This window comes from Methylopila henanensis (genome assembly GCF_042681025.1).
Lineage (GTDB): Bacteria > Pseudomonadota > Alphaproteobacteria > Rhizobiales > Methylopilaceae > Methylopila > Methylopila henanensis.
In genome coordinates this window covers 139,160-154,671 of sequence record NZ_JBHUER010000005.1, presented here as the reverse complement: position 1 = coordinate 154,671, position 15,512 = coordinate 139,160, and the positions used below count along the sequence as shown (strand labels likewise).

The following is a 15,512-nucleotide window of genomic DNA, read 5'->3' as shown; positions in this document are numbered from 1 at the left end:
GCGCGCGCCGCGCTCGACCGTCTGTCCGCCACCCGCGAGGAGGCCGCCCGTCGCGGCGCCCGGCTCGAGGCCGAGCGCGAGAAGCGCGCCGCCGCCGTCGCCCGCATCCGCGAGGCGCGCGACATGGAGCCGGCCGCGCTCGCCGCGACGGTGGCGGCCCTCGCCGGGGCCTCTCGCGACGAGATCGACGCCCGGCTCGCCCGCGCGGTCGCCGGGCGCGACCGCCTCGGCGCGGTCAATCTGCGCGCGGAGGAGGAGCTCGCCGAGATCGAGGCGAGCCACGGCGCGCTGTCGGCCGAGCGCGCCGACCTCACGGAGGCGATCGCGCGCCTCCGGGCCGGCGTCCGCTCGCTCAACCAGGAGGGCCGCGGCCGCCTGCTCGCCGCCTTTGAAGTGGTCGACGGCCATTTCCGGAAACTGTTCGAGACGCTGTTCGGCGGCGGCGAGGCCCGGCTGGAGCTGGTGGAGTCCGACGATCCGCTGGAGGCGGGGCTCGAGGTCATCGCCCGTCCGCCCGGCAAGAAGCCGCAGACGCTGTCGCTGCTTTCCGGCGGCGAGCAGGCCCTGACCGCGCTCGCCCTGGTGTTCGGCGTGTTCCTGACCAACCCGGCGCCGGTCTGCGTGCTCGACGAAGTCGACGCTCCGCTCGACGACGCCAATGTGGAGCGCTTCTGCGCGCTGCTGGCCGAAATGCGCCGGACCACGTCGACGCGCTTCCTGACCGTGACGCACAATCCGATCACAATGGCGCGCATGGACCGGCTGATCGGAGTGACCATGGCCGAGCGCGGCGTCAGCCAGGTCGTCACGGTGGACCTCCAGGCGGCGGAGCGCCTGCTGGAGGCGGTCTGACCCTCGGCCGCGCAGGGGCGCGACGTTTCCGCCGCACCCCGTCGAAAGTCTTGAATTATACGTCGTATCAATGGTTTAGCACTTTGCGGCGGAACCTTGACAGCCCATACGCCAAAAACTAGGGTGCGCCCGGCTTTCAGGGGGCGGTCTTGCGATCGTCGACATCCGGCGGGGCTCGAAGCGACATGGCGCGAGAGAGCTCAGACGGAGGTCCGGAACGCTCGGACGACGACCTCTCGGGACGTCTCGACCGGCTCGACAAGGCGCTTTCGCGCCACGGGACGGAAAAAGGCGGCCAAGGCGGAACTCCTCCGATTTCCACCCGCGACGCCCAGGGCTTCGCACGCGCGTTCCGGCTGAGTTCGGAATTCATCGCGGGCGTGGTGGTGGGCGGAGGGCTCGGCTGGGCGCTCGACCGCTGGTTGGGAACCACGCCGCTGGCGATGATCGTGTTCGTGCTTCTCGGCTTCGCGGCCGGCGTCCTGAACGTCATGCGCGTGGCGGGGCTGGCGAGGCATCCGGGACAGGACGACCGTCCGCCGCTTTGAGATTTGGTCCTGCGGGGCCGGAACGACCAGGACAGCCGGGCCGCTCACGAGCCCGGCGCAACGAGTGGAAACGCCGAACGCCCTGCTCTCGGGGCCGGCGTCGGGAAGGGGCCGAAGGCGACAGATGGCAGGCGCGATCGATCCGATCCACCAGTTCGCGATCACCCCCGTTCTGGGGCCGGTCACCAATTCCGCCACCTTCATGATCCTCGCCGTCGCGGGCGTCTCGGCCCTGCTGCTGATCGGCACCCGCGAGCGCGCCTTGGTGCCGGGCCGGCTTCAGTCGCTGGCGGAGCTGTCCTACGAGTTCGTACGCGGGATGATCCACCAGACCGCGGGCAAGCACGGGATGGTGTTCTTCCCGCTCGTGTTCTCGCTGTTCATGTTCGTGCTGTTCTGCAACCTGCTCGGGCTGATCCCGGGCTCGTTCACGGTCACGAGCCACATCATCGTCACCTTCGCGCTGGCGCTGCTCGTCATCCTCACGGTGATCGGCTACGGCTTCGCCAAGCACGGCCTCGGCTTCCTGAAGCTGTTCGTGCCGCACGGCGTTCCCGGCTACATCCTGCCGCTCGTGGTCGCGATCGAGGTCATCTCGTTCCTCTCGCGCCCGATCAGCCTCTCCGTCCGTCTCTTCGCCAACATGCTCGCAGGCCACATCACCCTGAAGGTGTTCGCCGGCTTCGTGACCATGCTGTCGGCGGCGCTCGGCGGCGTCGGCCTCGTCCTCGGGATCCTGCCGCTGCTGCTGACCATCGGCATCACGGCGCTCGAGTTCCTCGTCGCTTTCCTGCAGGCCTACGTGTTCGCGCTGCTGACCTGCATGTACCTGAACGACGCGCTGCATCCCGGCCACTGAGCCGCGGCGCTCTCGTCCCGCCCACCCAACGACCCTTACTTCGGAGTTCTCGTCATGGAAGCTGAAGCCGCGAAGTTCCTCGGCGCCGGTCTCGCCACCCTCGGCATGGGCGGCGCCGCCGTCGGCGTCGCGAACATCTTCTCGAGCTACCTCGCCGGCGCGCTGCGCAACCCGTCGGCCGCCGATGGCCAGTTCGCCCGTCTGATCTTCGGCTTCGCCGTGACGGAAGCGCTCGGCATCTTCTCGCTGCTCGTCGCGCTTCTGCTGCTGTTCGCCGTCTGATCGGACCTTTCCGGTCCAGGTCGGTTGGGATGTGACGCGGGGGGCGGCGCCAGGTTCGGAGCCGCTCCCCGTCGATTTCCCAGACCGACGCCTTTCCACCGTCGCCTGGTGAGACGATGATACCGACCTCGATCTCCGTCGACCCCGCGATCGGGACGACCATCGTCCTCGCGCAGGCCCCCGCGGAGCCTCACGGAGCCGAACACATGGCCTCGACGCCTGGCGAACACGGCGCCGCGTTCCCGCCCTTCGACGCGTCCACCTACGCGTCGCAGCTCATCTGGCTCGCCCTGACCTTCGGCGCGCTCTATTTCATCGTCAGCAAGTTCGCGCTGCCGCGCCTCGCCAACATCGTCGAGGGCCGCGCCGAACGGATCGAAGGCGATCTCGCCGAGGCCCGCCGCCTGCGCGCCGAGAGCAAGGCCGCCGGCGAGGCTTACGAGAAGGCCCAGGCCGACGCCCGCGCCCGCGCCAACGCCATCGCGGCCGAAGCCCGTGACGCCGTCGCGAAGCAGGCCGAAGAGAATCGCAAGGCGCTCGACGCGGAACTCGCGGCGAAGCTCGAGGCCGCCGAGGCGCAGATCGCCTCCACCAAGCAGGCCGCCCTCGGCAACGTCCGCGGCATCGCGACCGACGCCGCCGCCGCCATCGTGGAGCGCCTCACCGGCGCCGCGCCGGCGCCCGCCGAGATCGAGCAGGCGGTCGACGCCTCGCTCGCCCGCTGAGGAGCCGTTTCATGGGCACTCCCGAATTCTGGGTCCTCGTCGCCTTCGTCATCTTCCTCGGCCTCCTCGTCTATCTCGGGGTGCCGGGCAAGATCCTCGGCGCGCTCGACAACCGCGCGGTCAAGATCCGCGCCGAGCTGGACGAGGCCCGCGCCCTGCGCGAAGAGGCGAGCCGGGTTCTCGCCGACTACGCCCGCAAGCGCGAGCAGGCCGAGCGCGAGGCCGAGCAGCTCATCGCCGACGCCAAGACCGAGGCTGAGCGCGTCGCGGCCGACGCCAAGATCAAGGCCGAGCAGTTCGTCGCCCGCCGCACCGCGCAGGCCGAGCAGAAGATCGCCTTCGCGGAAGCCCAGGCGGTGAGCGAAGTGCGCTCCGCCGCGGCCGACGCCGCCGTCGCGGCCGCGAGCCGCGTGCTCGGCGCGCAGGCGCAGGGCCCGCTCGGCGACCAGCTCTTCGACAAGGGCCTCTCGGACGTCCGCGCCAAGCTCAACTGAGCCGCGCCGTCGTCAGACGCAACCGACAAAAAGGCCGCCTCCGGGCGGCCTTTTCCGTTTTCGCGACGGGACCCTGAACGTCACCGCGCGGCGGTGAACGTCTTCGCGGCGCGCTGGGCCTCGGCCGCCCCGACCTCGAAGCCGACCACCGCGGTCCAGCCGGCGTAATCCCTGGCCGCGGGCAGCGACAGGTCCTCGACCACGTGGGTGAAGGCGCCTTCGGTCTTGCCCCGCGGAAGCTGAACCTTCAGCTTGGCGCGGCTCGACGCCACGGGCTGTCCGCGGTCGTCGATCACCGTGACCGACAGCGGCGCGTTGAACCAGCTGGGCCCGCCGCTCGACCGGGCGCCCTGCCCGACCACGCTGACCTTGAGGATCGTCTCGGCGCCGAGATTGGCGCAGTCGCGCGCGAGGCCCTCGACCGTGGCGCGGTGGCTGTCGCCGCCGGAGCGCGGAAACCGCTCCGCGCCGCGGAGCGCGATCACGCGCGGGCAGGACGCGTCGCCGGCGGGCTTTGCGGGAACGCCCTGGGCGACGAGCGCCGCGGCCTCGTTGGCCCGGGCGCCGTCCGACGCGCCCTGCGCGAGGGCCGGCGCGGCGATGACGGCGGCCGCGACGGCGAGCCCCCCGACGGAAGAGACGCGGAAGACGGGCATGGGACTGACCTCGTAGGCTTGGCTTCCCCTCGAGGCTTTAAGTCTTCGTCAACGAATCAGGCCGAATTGCGGGCGCGCCACGGTCAAGCGGCGAATGCGCCGCCCGACCGCGCGCCCGGCGCGTGGGCGCCGAACCGTCAGAGCGTCTCGAGCTCGGCGATCATGCGCTCGATCAGGCCGAGGCCGGTCTGCCAGAACGCCGGGTCCCGCGCGTCGAGGCCGAAGGGCGCGAGCAGTTCGCCATAGGGCTTGGCCCCGCCCGCCGACAGCAGCGCGAAATAGCGCTCCGCGAAGCCGTCCGCGGCGTTCTCGTAAACCGCGTAGAGCGAGTTCACGAGGCAGTCGCCGAAGGCGTAGGCGTAGACGTAGAACGGCGAATGGATGAAGTGCGGGATGTAGGTCCAGAACACCTCGTAGCCGTCGCCGAAGCGGATCGACGGCCCGAGGCTCTCGGACTGCACCTCGAGCCAGATCGCGTTCAGACGGTCGGAGGTCAGCTCGCCGCCGCGGCGCTCCTCGTGCACCCGCCGTTCGAAGGTGTAGAACGCGATCTGCCGGACCACCGTGTTCAGCATGTCCTCGACCTTGCCGGCCAGCATCGCCTTGCGCTGCGCCGGATCGACGGTCTTGGCCAGCATGGCGCGGAAGGTCAGCATCTCGCCGAACACCGAAGCCGTCTCGGCGAGCGTGAGCGGCGTCGGCGCCATCAGCGCGCCGTTCGGGGCGGCGAGCACCTGATGCACGCCGTGGCCGAGCTCGTGGGCGAGCGTCATCACGTCCCGCGGCCGGCCGAGATAGTTCAGCAGCACGTACGGGTGGGCGGACGGCACCGTCGGGTGCGCGAAGGCGCCCGGCGCCTTGCCGGGCCGGGTCGGGGCGTCGATCCAGCGCTCGTCAAAGAAGCGGCGGGCGATGTCGGCCATCCTCGGCGCGAAGCCGCCATAGGCGCCGAGCACGGTCTCGCGCGCCTCGTCCCAGGGAATCGTCCGCGTCGGCGCGGAGGGCAGCGGCGCGTTGCGGTCCCAGTGGTTCAGCGCGTCCATGCCGAACCAGCGCGCCTTCAGCGCGTAATAGCGGTGCGAGAGCCGCGGATAGGCCGCGCGGACGGCGGAGACGAGCGCGTCCACCACCTGGCCCTCGACCCGGTTCGCGAGATGGCGGCTGTCGGCCACGTCCGCGAAGCCGCGCCAGCGATCGGATATCTCCTTGTCCTTCGCCAGCACGTTGGTGATCAGCGTGAAGGTCCGCACGTTCGCGCGGAAGGTGGCGGCGAGCGCGTCCGCGCCGGTCTTGCGCACGGCGCCGTCGCCGTCCTGCAGCAGGTTGAGCGTCGGCTCGAGCGTTAGCTTCTCGCCGTTCACGTCGAACCGCAGCCCCGCCATCGTCTCGTCGAACAGACGGTTCCAGGCGCCGCGTCCTGTCACGGACTTCTCATGGAAAAGCTGCTCGATGCGGTCTTCGAGCTGGTGCGGCTTCTCCTTGCGGGTGTCCTCGATGAACGGCCGGTAGCGCGCGAGACGGGGGTCGGCGAGCGCGGCCTCGACGACGCCGTCGTCCAGCCGGTTGAGCTCCAGATTGAAGAACAAGAGATGCGACCAGACGTCGGTCAGCTTCTCCTGCACGTCGCCGTAGAACTTCGCGCCCTTGGGGTCGGTCGTGTCGGTCGCGTAAACGAGGCTGGCGTAGGAGCCGATGCGGCCGGTGAGGTCGTCGATCGCCTCATAGGCCTCGACCGCCTCGGCGAGCCGGTTTTCGCGCGCGAGCGTCTCGAGCTTGCCCTTGTAGGCGTCCGCGAAGGCGCGGGCGTCGCGGTCCGCGCGGGCGAGATCGGCGGCCACTTCGGGCGCATCGACGCCGGCGTAGAGGTCGGCGAGGTTCCATTCGGGCAGCGGCCCGAGTTCGGCGGCTTTGGACAAGGGCGGCTCGTTCGTCGGCCGACGCGAAGCTCGTCGCCGGCGGGGTGGGGCGTCTCGAGCCAGATATCGCAAGCGCGTCGCCCGCGATCAACAGGGCGTGCGCGGACGCGCCCCGCGGATCGCGGTTTAAGCGCGCATTTACCGTGGCCCGCGATGCTGCGTCGGAATCTGTGAAGCCGCGTAGCGTATGTCTGAAAGGCCCGAATGAGCGCCGTGATCCTCATCGTCGACGACGATCCGGTGCAGCGCCGCCTGCTGGAGGCGCAAGCCCGCCGCTTCGGCTATGAGGCGCGCACCGCCGAGGACGGCGCGGAGGCGCTGGAGGCGCTGACCGCGCCGGGCGCCGCCTACGACCTCATGTTCCTCGACCTCGCGATGCCGAAGATGGACGGCCTCGCCGTGCTCGCCCGCATGCGCGAGCTCGGCCTGCAGACGCCCGTCATCGTGCAGACCGCGAACGGCTCGATCGAGGCCGTCGTCGCCGCCATGCGGGCCGGCGCCGCCGATTTCGTGGTGAAGCCGGTCGGGCCCGAGCGGCTTCAGGTCTCGATCCGCAACGCGCTGCGCGCCGAGGCGCTCGAAGGCGAGATACGGCGCATGGCCCGCCGCGCCTCCGGGGCGCTGACGTTCCGGGATCTGCCGACGCGCGCGCCGGCGATGGCGGAGGCGATGCGCCTCGGCGAACGGGCGGCAGCCTCGACCATTCCTGTCCTGCTCGAAGGGGAATCGGGCGTCGGCAAGGAGCTTTTCGCACGCGCAATCGCCGGTTCCGGCGAGCGCCGCGGCAAGCCGTTCGTGGCGGTGAACTGCGGCGCGATCCCGCCCCACCTCGTCGAATCGATCCTGTTCGGCCACGAGAAGGGCGCCTTCACCGGCGCGACCGACCGCCATGTCGGCAAGTTCGTCGAGGCGGACGGCGGCACGCTGTTCCTCGACGAGATCGGCGAGCTGCCGCCCGACGCGCAGGTGAAGCTGCTGCGCGCGCTGCAGGAGGGCGAGGTCGATCCCATCGGCGCGCGCAAGCCCGTTCGGGTCGACATCCGCGTGCTGTCGGCCACCAACCGCGACCTCGTCCAGCAGGTGAAGTCGTCGGCCTTCCGCGAGGATCTCTATTACCGTCTCAGCGTCTTTCCGATCCGGCTGCCACCGCTCCGGAACCGTCGGGCGGACGTCGCCGATCTCGCGCGCCGGTTCCTGACCCGCTTCGCGGCGGAGGAGAACCGCCCGATCCGCGACATCACTCCGCAGGCGATCGCGCTGCTGGAGCGCTTCGATTGGCCGGGCAACGTCCGGCAGCTCGAGAACGCGGTGTTCCGCGCCGTGGTGCTCGCCGACGGCGACATGCTGACCTCGGCCGACTTCCCGCAGATCGCGACGATGCTCGGCGAAGGCGTCTCCGCCGAGGAGGAGGCCGCGACGGCCGCGCTGATGTGGGACCTCGAGGAGCCGGAGCTCGAGACCCGGGTCGCGGCGCCCGCTCTCCCGCTGTTCGACGCCGAAGGCGCGCTGCGCCCGATCGACCAGCTTGAGGCCGACGCCATCCGCTACGCCATCCGCCACCTCGGCGGACAGATGAGCGAGGTGGCACGCCGCCTCGGGATCGGACGCTCCACGCTCTACCGTCGCCTGAAGGACCTCGGCCTCGACGAGGCATGTGGCGATCGGGACACGCGTCCCGACGAAGCCGTCGCGTGAGGCGGAAACGCACCGCCGGACATTGAACCATAAAGCGCCGGGTCTCATTCTCGGTGCACGCCGCCAAGGACTGATCATATGACCATCTGCGTGTCCTCCGCCCCGCGTCGCGCCGCCAAGTCCGCAGCGCCGGCGCGCATCTGGCGCGCGGCCGCGCTCGGCGCGAGCCTGACGGCTCTCATGACGTCCGCGGCCCTGGCGCAATCCGCCCCCGTGGCCGCGACGCCCGAGACGCAGCAGGCCGCCACGGACTCGGCGACGCCTGCCTCGACGGAACTCCCCACCGGCTCCGTCGACGCCGCGGCCCCGGCCGAAAGCGACGACGCGTCCGAGGCCGAAGACGCCGCGGCGGCTCCCGCGACGCCGGCTCCGGTCGACAGCGTGCACGCGACCGACCCGCTGCAGGCCGCCGTCAGCGCCCTGCTCGCGACCGACGGCGCCGGCGTCAGCCTCAAGCTCCCGCGCGCCGACCGGCAGGCGCTGGTCGCCTTCTACGCCGCCCGCAACGGCTCGCCCGCCTGGATCGCGGACGGCCGCTTCACGCCGGCCGCGGAGGCCGCGATCGCGCGCATCGCGCAGGCGGACGCCGACGGCCTGGACGCGAAGCGCTTCAACCTGCCGACGCAGCCGTCCTCGAACGAACCCGCCGTGCTCGCCCGCGCCGAGGTCGCGCTGACGGCGGCAGCGCTGTCCTACGCCCGCCAGGCCTGGGGCGGCCGCGTGAATCCGGCCGTCATCAGCCGCTCCATCGAGGTGGGCACCTCGCCGTTCGACGCCGGCGCCGCGCTGCTGTCGATCACGGCGTCGCAGGACGTCGCCGCGACGCTCGACGGCTTCAACCCGCCTCACCCCGAGTTCCAGGGCCTGCGCAAGCTGCTGGCCGGGGAGCGCGCGCGCCTCGACGAGCAGCGCCGCCACCCGCTCGTCGCCATGGGCAAGACGCTGCGCCCCGGCGCCGAGGACGACCGCGTGCCGAGCCTGCGCGCGCGGTTCGACCTGCCGGAGAAGGCGGGCGACCTCGTCTATGACGACGCGCTGGTCGCCGCCGTGCAGGCGTTCCAGAAGAACAACAAGCTCGGCACCGACGGCATCGTCGGCGCGCAGACCGTGCGCGCACTCAATGCGGAAGCGCGGGTCGACCGCACGGCGCTGATCCTCGTCAACATGGAGCGCTGGCGCTGGATGCCGCGCGATCTCGGCGCGAAGCACGTCTTCGTCGACCTCGCCGATTTCCACCTGCACATCGTCGAGGACGGCCGCGAGACCTACGAGACCCGCGTGATCATCGGCAAGCCGTCCAACCAGACGCCGATGCTGTCGAGCGCGATCAACCTCGTGGTGGTGAACCCGTACTGGAACGTGCCGGTCTCGATCGCCATGAACGAAATGGCCGGCGGCTCGCTGCGCGGCTACGAGGTCGTCGACTCGCGCGGACGCGTGGTGCCGACCGGCGCCGTCGACTGGCAGGCCGTGCGCGCCGGCAAGATGCGCATCCGCCAGGAGCCGGGCGAGCGCAACGCGCTCGGCCACATCAAGTTCATGTTCCCCAACAACCACTCAGTCTATCTGCACGACACGCCGAGCCGGAAGCTGTTCGGCAACGACCACCGCGCTCTGAGCCACGGCTGCGTGCGCGTGGACCGGCCGCTCGAATTCGCCGACGCCCTGACGGGCGCGCAGGGGCTCGACGGGGCGAGGCTGCAGAAGATGATCGGCGGCAAGGAGCGCGGCCTTCCGCTCTCCCAGACCATCCCGGTCCATCTGGCCTATTTCACCGCCGTCGCGGGTCCGGACGGCGCGCTCGAGACGCGGCGCGACCTCTACGAACAGGACGACCGCATCCGCGCGGCGCTCGCGGGCGAGCAGATCCCGGCCCTGCCGCCGGCGCAGACGATCGCGCGGGCGCCCCGCCCCGCCGCCAAGCCGGCGAGCCGTCCGGCCCCGGAGCAGGCGCAGGTGGTCGAGCAGCGCGCGCCGCAGCCGCAGGGCTTCGGCTCCTGGCTGTCGCGGGTGTTCGGCGATTCGCGCGGCAGGCCCTGAACAAGCTGGGCATATCAAGGGCGACGAAGCATTTTCGATCCGACGCAGAGCATTCCCGACTAGCTTTTCCGTGATTCTGCGGCTACGAGGTCACAGGGGCACAGTCGGGGGTCTACTTTCTACGGCGCTGGTCATAACGCATTAACCAGTCGCGTAGAGACTTCGGTCATCAATCACGGCGCCATCGCCCCCGCGATGGCGTCCGTCGGTGATCTCAAGGTCAGGTCGGATCATTGCTCGAAGCGCACACGTCACGACGCACCTCCCTCAAGCGCATCGCGCGCGGGACGGGCGTCGCTCTTCTGGGGGTCTTTGCGCTGGTCGCGGGCTCCGAGAGCACGCAGAACGCCCAGGCGAACGGTGATACGCGGACGCTGACGCTGTATCACACGCATCGTGGGGACACGCTCACCGTCACCTTCAAGCGCAACGGCCGCTACGACGCCGAGGGCCTGAAGAAGCTCAGCTACTTCCTGCGGGACTGGCGCAACGACAAGTCCACCCGCATGGAGCCGAAGCTGTTCGACATCGTGTGGGAGGTCCATCGCGAAGTCGGCCGCGGGCAGATGATCAACATCGTCTCGTCCTACCGAAGCCCCGAAACCAACGCCATGCTGCGCGCCCGTTCGCGCGGCGTCGCCAAGTTCAGCCAGCACATGCTGGGCCGGGCGATGGACTTCTACATCACCGGCGTGCCCGTTTCGGCCGTGCGCGAGGCCGGCATGCGGTTGCAGCGCGGCGGCGTCGGCTTCTACCCGACCTCCGGCCGCCCCTTCGTGCATCTCGACGCCGGTTCGATCCGCGCCTGGCCGCGCATGTCGCGTACCCAGCTCGCGCGCCTGTTCCCCGGCGGCAAGACCGTGCATCAGCCCGCCGAAGGCGGCCATATGCCCGGCTATCAGGTCGCTCTCGCCGAGCTGAAGTCCCGCGGCGGCGTCTCGCTCGACGACGCCTATGCCGGCTCGTCGTCCTCCGGCTCAAGCGGCAAGAGCTTCTTCGCCCGCCTGTTCGGTTCGGACGAGGAGGACGAGACCGAGGCCGCCCCGGCCATGGTCGCCTCCGCCTCCTCCAGGGCCGCCGCGAGCCGCAGCCGCCAGGCGGCGCCCGCGACCTCGGAGCCCGGCGAAACCGCCGCTCCGGCGGCGCCCGCCACGCCGACCGTCGTCGCCGCGGCCCGCGTGCCGATGCCGACGCCGCGTCCGAACGACATGCCGCGCGTCGTCGCGCCGGAGGCCCCGGTCGTGGTCGCGTCGATCCCGACGCCGCCCGCCGCGCCCGCCCGGGCCATGACGGTGGCGAGCGCGCAGCCGGCCGCCGCGCCGACCCCGCCGCAGCCCGACATGGTCTGGCGCTCGGGCGCGCAGCCGGTCGGCCTCCGCGGCTCGCAGCCTGACGNNNNCCTGACGCCGCCGAGCCCGCCATGGCGCTCGCGGCCACGATCCCTGCGCCGCGTCCGCGGCCGGCCCAGGCGGACAGCGCCGTCGCCGTGCTCGCCGCGATCCCGACCCCGGTCGCCGCCGACCGCTCCGCTCCGGCGGGCGCGCCCCGGCCCCGCGAGATCAACCCCGCCGCCGCGACCGCCTATCAGGCCGAAGCCGCCACCTTCCCGCGCCTGCCGGACGCGTTCCTGGCGCGCAAGCAGCCGGCCCAGCCCGAGATGACGCTGGCCTACGCCGCGCCCCAGACCAACCAGATCCCGGTCGAGAACCGCAGCCGGCCGTCGGCCCCGCAGGCCCAGCACCGGATCGCCCCGAGCGTCGCCATGGACGGCGTGCGGGTGATCTCGCCGGACGCGACCCCGTCCGCGATCTACGCCGCCGCAACGGCGCAGAAGAAGGCCTCGCTGCCGGCGGCGCCGATGGTCACCGCCCGCTTCGACGGCCCGGCGCTGCGCGCTATGACCGTGCCGGCCCGCGCCGTGCGCGCCGCCGACGACGCGACCCTGAAGCATCCGGACGCTTCCGGCCACGTCGAGCTGCTAGCCTCGCCCAGCGCCGTGCTGGCGGGCGGCTTCGGACGCGATCCGAACCATGGCGCGCAGATCGAGCGCTTCGCAGGCTCTTCGGTGACCTTCCTGCGGACGCTGTCCTTCGCGCCGGCCCCGACCAGCACCGCCGCCGCGGCCTCCGCCCAGCGCGGCTGAGCGATCCCCGCTATCCACAAAAAAGCCCCGGACCATGGTCCGGGGCTTTTTTGTTTGTCGCGCGCTTTGAGCGTCAGGCCGTCGGCATGCCCAGCGCCTGCAGGTACAGGTCGAGGATCGCCTCCTGCTCGGCGCGCTCGTCGGCGTCCTGCTTGCGCAAGCTGATCACCTTGCGCAGCACCTTGACGTCGAAGCCGTTGCCCTTGGCTTCGGCGTAGACCTCCTTGATGTCGTCGGAGATGCCCTTCTTCTCCTCCTCGAGCCGCTCGATGCGCTCGACGAAAGCGGTCAGCTGATCCTTGGCGATATCGTCCGGATTGACCGTGCTCACATGCCTCTCCTCGAAATTTGGAGCGTCCGGTTCGCAGAAGCGGGAGCGGCCGTCAAGCCGCGACGGGCGCCGTCAGTGCTTCGCCCGCGCGGCGAAGGCGGCCTGCTGATCCGGCGTCGCCTCGCTCTGGTGCTTCGCCTTCCAGTCCTCATAGGGCATGCCGTAGACCGCCTCCCGCGACTGGTCCTTGGTCAACGGCAGGCCGCGGGCGTCGGCGGCGTCCTTCAGCCAGTTCGAGAGGCAGTTGCGGCAGAAGTTCGCGAGATTCATCAGGTCGATGTTCTGGACGTCCGGCCGGTCGCGCAGGTGCTTCACCAGCCGGCGAAACGCGGCGGCCTCCAGTTCGGTGGTCGTCGCCGGGTCCAGCCCTGCGAGATCGAGCGGCGGCAGGCGGCTCGGGTCGGTCGGGGCGGCGTCGCTCATGGCGTCCTCCGGTGAGTGTAGAGGCTGTCAGGGACCACGAATAGGGTCTGGATGAGGTCAAAACGTGAAGCGGCAAGGAGCGTTGCGCAGCCGATACGTCCGTATCGGCAAGCGATGCGACGCGGCGGCTTCGCGTTTTCACCTCACCCCGAGGGGGCGCCGCGCTTCTGGCGCGATCGCGGCGTCGCCCATCGTAGCAAGCCACAAGGCTTGCGTCCTCGGGCTCCTGGCGCTCGGCCAGAATCGCTACGTCCAGACCCTATCCATGGTCCCTGACAGCCTCTAGGTGCGTGTTCCGTAGTGGATGATGTCGTCGAGCTCCGGCCGCGCGAGGATCGGCGGCAGAATGCGGGCGAACCGCGCCGCCCACGCCTGCTGCTGGTCCGGCGTCGCGACGAGGTCCTGCCGGAGTTCGACCAGCACGTGCGGGAAGCCGCGGCGCGTGCCGTGGCTGTTCATGGTGTCGCCCGCGAGCGCCCCGTCATAGGGCTCGTTGTCGCCGACGACGAGATCGCCCTCGGCCTCGAGCGCCGCGAGCAGCGGTTTCGCCAGCCGGTCGTCTCTGTCCCACAGCAGGCCCACGTGCCACGGCCGCGGATAGCCCTTCCAGGCCGGGGTGAAGCTGTGCATCGCGATCAGGACCGGGGTCTGCCCGGCGTCGACCAGCGCGTCGAGCCGGCGCGTGATCGCGTCGTGATAGGGGCGGTGGTAGCGCTCCACGCGCCGGCGGATCTCGACCGCGTCGGCGCGGGCGTTGCCGGGCACCACGGCGCCGTCGGAGAGCCGCATCACGAGCGTCGGATCGTCCTCGCCGCGGTTCGGGTCGACGACCAAGCGTGAGGTGGTGGAGAGCACGGCCGGAACCTCGAGCATCTCCGCCAGCGCCAGCGTCACCCCGCGCATGCCGATGTCATAGGCGATGTGCCGCTCGAACTCGGACGCCGGCAGGCCGAGATCGCCCAGTTCCGGCGGCACGCGGTTCGAAGCGTGGTCGCAGAGCAGGAGAAGACGCGCGCCGGGCCGGCCCTCGAAGATCTCGACGGGGGCGTATTCGCCTTTGGTCGCGGGCGGAAATGGGTCGCAGGCCATGATCCAGAGGACTCTAGTGACGCTTGCCCGCCGATGCCATAGGAAGGTCGCCCCGACACCGTCGGCGTCGCCCACGCGACGCGCCTGAACGCATCCGCCTGAACGCCTGGCCACGGACCCCACGCCCATGACCCCTGACGAGCGCCGTTCGCTTCTCCGCCGCACCTTCGACGCGGGCGTGGCCGCGGCGCATCCGGCGGTCTGCCTTCCGGCGCATCTGCCGGCGCCTCCGAAGGGGCGCGTCATCGTGCTGGCCGCCGGCAAGGGCGGCGGCGCCTGCGCCGAGATCGCCGAGAAGTTCTATCGCGAAACCTACGGGCTCGGGCCGGACAGGCTGCTCGGCCTCGCGGTCACGCGCCACGGCCACGCCCGGCCGACCGAATGGATCAAGGTGGTCGAGGCCGGCCATCCGGTGCCCGACGCCGCAGGCCTCCAGGGCGCCGCCGACACCATCGCGCTGGCTGAGTCCGCGGGACCCGACGATCTGGTGCTGGCGCTGATCACCGGCGGCGGCTCGGCCAACTGGGTCGCTCCGGCCGACGGGCTCGATCTCGCGGTCAAGCAGGCCACCACCAAGGCGCTGCTGCGCTCGGGCGCGCCGATCGACGCCATCAACACGGTCCGCAAGCACCTGTCGAAGATCAAGGGCGGCCGGCTCGCTCGCGCCGCGCACCCCGCCAAGGTGGTGACGCTCGCGATCTCGGACGTGCCGCGCGACGATCCCTCGGTGATCGCCTCCGGTCCGACCGTGCCGGATCCCTCGACGCTCGAGGACGCCGTCGCCGCGCTGGAGCGCTTCAAGGTGACGCCCCATCCGGACGTCGCCAAGGCGCTGGCGGACCCCGCCAACGAGAGCCCGAAGCCCGATGACGCGGCGTTCGAGGACGCGGCCTTTACGGTGGTGTCCCGTCCCGCGGACGCGCTGGCGGCCGTGGTCAGGACGCTCGAGGACGCCGGCGTCGAGGTGCGCGTCGTGGGCGCCGACCTCGAAGGCGAGGCGCGCGAGGTCGCGGCCGAGCACGCCGCCATCGTGCGTGGGCTGACCGGACTGACGAAGCCGGTGGCGCTCGTTTCGGGCGGCGAGCTCACCGTCACCATCCGCGGCCAGAACGGCCGCGGTGGCCCGAACCAGGAGTACGCGCTGGCGCTCGTGGAGCATCTCCGGAACGTTCCGGACTGGGCCGCGCTCGCCGGCGACACCGACGGCGCGGACGGCGGCGGCGGCTCGCCGGAGGACCCGGCCGGCGCCGTCGTCGACGCCGGAACGCTGGAGCGCGCCCGCGCGAAAGGCCTCGATCCCGCCTACTTCCTCGCAGAGAACGACAGCACGGGGTTCTTCGAAGCGACGGGCGATGGGCTGCACACCGGGCCGACCTGCACCAACGTCAACGATCTGCGTATCGTGCTCGTTGACATGCCAGGCTGACCACCGCAAAAAGCGGTCCGACGCGTCCGCCGC

15 protein-coding genes and 1 pseudogene are annotated in these 15,512 nt (G+C 71.2%); 11 read left to right on the top strand and 5 right to left on the bottom strand.

Going from position 1 to position 15,512, the window contains the following annotated elements; all coding sequences use genetic code 11:
- The 6 genes and pseudogenes from ACFSCV_RS09120 to ACFSCV_RS09095 form a co-directional block, all read left to right on the top strand.
- Positions 1 to 852: pseudogene (locus tag ACFSCV_RS09120) on the top strand (chromosome segregation protein SMC); the annotation flags it as partial.
- Between the two features lie 185 nt (positions 853 to 1,037).
- A complete protein-coding gene (locus ACFSCV_RS09115; RefSeq protein WP_378799122.1) occupies positions 1,038 to 1,400 on the top strand; it encodes an AtpZ/AtpI family protein in 363 nt (120 codons plus the stop codon).
- Between the two features lie 124 nt (positions 1,401 to 1,524).
- The gene (locus ACFSCV_RS09110; RefSeq protein WP_378799120.1) at positions 1,525 to 2,259 is read left to right on the top strand and encodes a F0F1 ATP synthase subunit A; all 735 of its coding nucleotides are present in this window, start codon (positions 1,525 to 1,527) and stop codon (positions 2,257 to 2,259) included.
- A gap of 54 nt (positions 2,260 to 2,313) precedes the next feature.
- Positions 2,314 to 2,541, top strand: coding sequence for a F0F1 ATP synthase subunit C (locus tag ACFSCV_RS09105; protein ID WP_271204907.1), 228 nt, complete (start codon positions 2,314 to 2,316; stop codon positions 2,539 to 2,541).
- Between the two features lie 206 nt (positions 2,542 to 2,747).
- Positions 2,748 to 3,266 (top strand): F0F1 ATP synthase subunit B family protein, encoded by a 519-nt coding sequence (locus tag ACFSCV_RS09100; protein ID WP_378799118.1) that lies wholly within the window; start codon positions 2,748 to 2,750, stop codon positions 3,264 to 3,266.
- 11 nt (positions 3,267 to 3,277) lie between these two features.
- Positions 3,278 to 3,760, top strand: a complete 483-nt coding sequence (locus tag ACFSCV_RS09095; RefSeq protein ID WP_378799116.1) for a F0F1 ATP synthase subunit B family protein — start codon at positions 3,278 to 3,280, stop codon at positions 3,758 to 3,760.
- An 80-nt stretch (positions 3,761 to 3,840) separates the two neighbouring features.
- On the opposite strand, the gene ACFSCV_RS09090 is transcribed toward ACFSCV_RS09095, so the two are convergent.
- Both ACFSCV_RS09090 and ACFSCV_RS09085 read right to left on the bottom strand, forming a co-directional pair.
- On the bottom strand, positions 3,841 to 4,416 hold the full coding sequence (locus tag ACFSCV_RS09090) for a hypothetical protein (protein WP_378799114.1): 576 nt from the start codon (positions 4,414 to 4,416) through the stop codon (positions 3,841 to 3,843).
- A 137-nt stretch (positions 4,417 to 4,553) separates the two neighbouring features.
- On the bottom strand, positions 4,554 to 6,332 hold the full coding sequence (locus ACFSCV_RS09085) for a M3 family oligoendopeptidase (protein WP_378799112.1): 1,779 nt from the start codon (positions 6,330 to 6,332) through the stop codon (positions 4,554 to 4,556).
- Between the two features lie 204 nt (positions 6,333 to 6,536).
- On the opposite strand from ACFSCV_RS09085, the gene ACFSCV_RS09080 reads away from it, so the two are divergent.
- The 4 genes from ACFSCV_RS09080 to ACFSCV_RS09065 all read left to right on the top strand — a co-directional run bounded on the left by ACFSCV_RS09080 (position 6,537) and on the right by ACFSCV_RS09065 (position 12,210).
- Positions 6,537 to 8,027 carry a sigma-54-dependent transcriptional regulator gene (locus ACFSCV_RS09080; RefSeq protein WP_378799110.1) on the top strand — a complete coding sequence of 497 codons (1,491 nt, stop codon included), beginning with the start codon at positions 6,537 to 6,539 and terminating at the stop codon, positions 8,025 to 8,027.
- Between the two features lie 78 nt (positions 8,028 to 8,105).
- Positions 8,106 to 10,067, top strand: coding sequence for a L,D-transpeptidase family protein (locus ACFSCV_RS09075; RefSeq protein WP_378799109.1), 1,962 nt, complete (start codon positions 8,106 to 8,108; stop codon positions 10,065 to 10,067).
- Between the two features lie 233 nt (positions 10,068 to 10,300).
- Positions 10,301 to 11,728 carry a peptidoglycan L,D-endopeptidase MepK gene (locus ACFSCV_RS09070; RefSeq protein ID WP_378799107.1) on the top strand — a complete coding sequence of 476 codons (1,428 nt, stop codon included), beginning with the start codon at positions 10,301 to 10,303 and terminating at the stop codon, positions 11,726 to 11,728.
- The gene (locus ACFSCV_RS09065; protein ID WP_378799105.1) at positions 11,725 to 12,210 is read left to right on the top strand and encodes a hypothetical protein; all 486 of its coding nucleotides are present in this window, start codon (positions 11,725 to 11,727) and stop codon (positions 12,208 to 12,210) included. Before ACFSCV_RS09070 ends, ACFSCV_RS09065 begins: the two co-directional genes overlap by 4 nt.
- 73 nt (positions 12,211 to 12,283) lie before the next feature.
- Here the strand turns inward: ACFSCV_RS09065 and ACFSCV_RS09060 are convergent, their stop codons facing one another.
- From ACFSCV_RS09060 to ACFSCV_RS09050, 3 genes are all read right to left on the bottom strand, one after another.
- A complete protein-coding gene (locus tag ACFSCV_RS09060) occupies positions 12,284 to 12,541 on the bottom strand; it encodes a DUF2312 domain-containing protein (RefSeq protein ID WP_271200819.1) in 258 nt (85 codons plus the stop codon).
- Positions 12,542 to 12,613: 72 nt separating this feature from the next.
- Positions 12,614 to 12,964: a DUF1244 domain-containing protein gene (locus ACFSCV_RS09055; RefSeq protein WP_378799103.1), complete on the bottom strand. Its 351-nt coding sequence runs from the start codon at positions 12,962 to 12,964 to the stop codon at positions 12,614 to 12,616.
- A 282-nt stretch (positions 12,965 to 13,246) separates the two neighbouring features.
- On the bottom strand, positions 13,247 to 14,053 hold the full coding sequence (locus tag ACFSCV_RS09050) for an N-formylglutamate amidohydrolase (RefSeq protein ID WP_378799101.1): 807 nt from the start codon (positions 14,051 to 14,053) through the stop codon (positions 13,247 to 13,249).
- 127 nt (positions 14,054 to 14,180) lie between these two features.
- Here ACFSCV_RS09050 and ACFSCV_RS09045 point away from each other — a divergent pair, with 127 nt between their 5' ends.
- Complete coding sequence (locus ACFSCV_RS09045) at positions 14,181 to 15,479, top strand: glycerate kinase type-2 family protein (RefSeq protein WP_378799099.1); 1,299 nt, start codon at positions 14,181 to 14,183, stop codon at positions 15,477 to 15,479.
- The last annotated feature ends 33 nt before the right edge of the window (positions 15,480 to 15,512 follow it).

Coding starts and splice junctions, on each gene's coding strand:
- ACFSCV_RS09115 (WP_378799122.1), top strand. CDS start 1,038: ATGGCGCGAGAGAGCTCAGACGGAGGTCCGGAACGCTCGGACGACGAC.
- ACFSCV_RS09110 (WP_378799120.1), top strand. CDS start 1,525: ATGGCAGGCGCGATCGATCCGATCCACCAGTTCGCGATCACCCCCGTT.
- ACFSCV_RS09105 (WP_271204907.1), top strand. CDS start 2,314: ATGGAAGCTGAAGCCGCGAAGTTCCTCGGCGCCGGTCTCGCCACCCTC.
- ACFSCV_RS09100 (WP_378799118.1), top strand. CDS start 2,748: ATGGCCTCGACGCCTGGCGAACACGGCGCCGCGTTCCCGCCCTTCGAC.
- ACFSCV_RS09095 (WP_378799116.1), top strand. CDS start 3,278: ATGGGCACTCCCGAATTCTGGGTCCTCGTCGCCTTCGTCATCTTCCTC.
- ACFSCV_RS09090 (WP_378799114.1), bottom strand. CDS start 4,416: ATGCCCGTCTTCCGCGTCTCTTCCGTCGGGGGGCTCGCCGTCGCGGCC.
- ACFSCV_RS09080 (WP_378799110.1), top strand. CDS start 6,537: ATGAGCGCCGTGATCCTCATCGTCGACGACGATCCGGTGCAGCGCCGC.
- ACFSCV_RS09075 (WP_378799109.1), top strand. CDS start 8,106: ATGACCATCTGCGTGTCCTCCGCCCCGCGTCGCGCCGCCAAGTCCGCA.
- ACFSCV_RS09065 (WP_378799105.1), top strand. CDS start 11,725: ATGACGCTGGCCTACGCCGCGCCCCAGACCAACCAGATCCCGGTCGAG.
- ACFSCV_RS09055 (WP_378799103.1), bottom strand. CDS start 12,964: ATGAGCGACGCCGCCCCGACCGACCCGAGCCGCCTGCCGCCGCTCGAT.
- ACFSCV_RS09050 (WP_378799101.1), bottom strand. CDS start 14,053: ATGGCCTGCGACCCATTTCCGCCCGCGACCAAAGGCGAATACGCCCCC.
- ACFSCV_RS09045 (WP_378799099.1), top strand. CDS start 14,181: ATGACCCCTGACGAGCGCCGTTCGCTTCTCCGCCGCACCTTCGACGCG.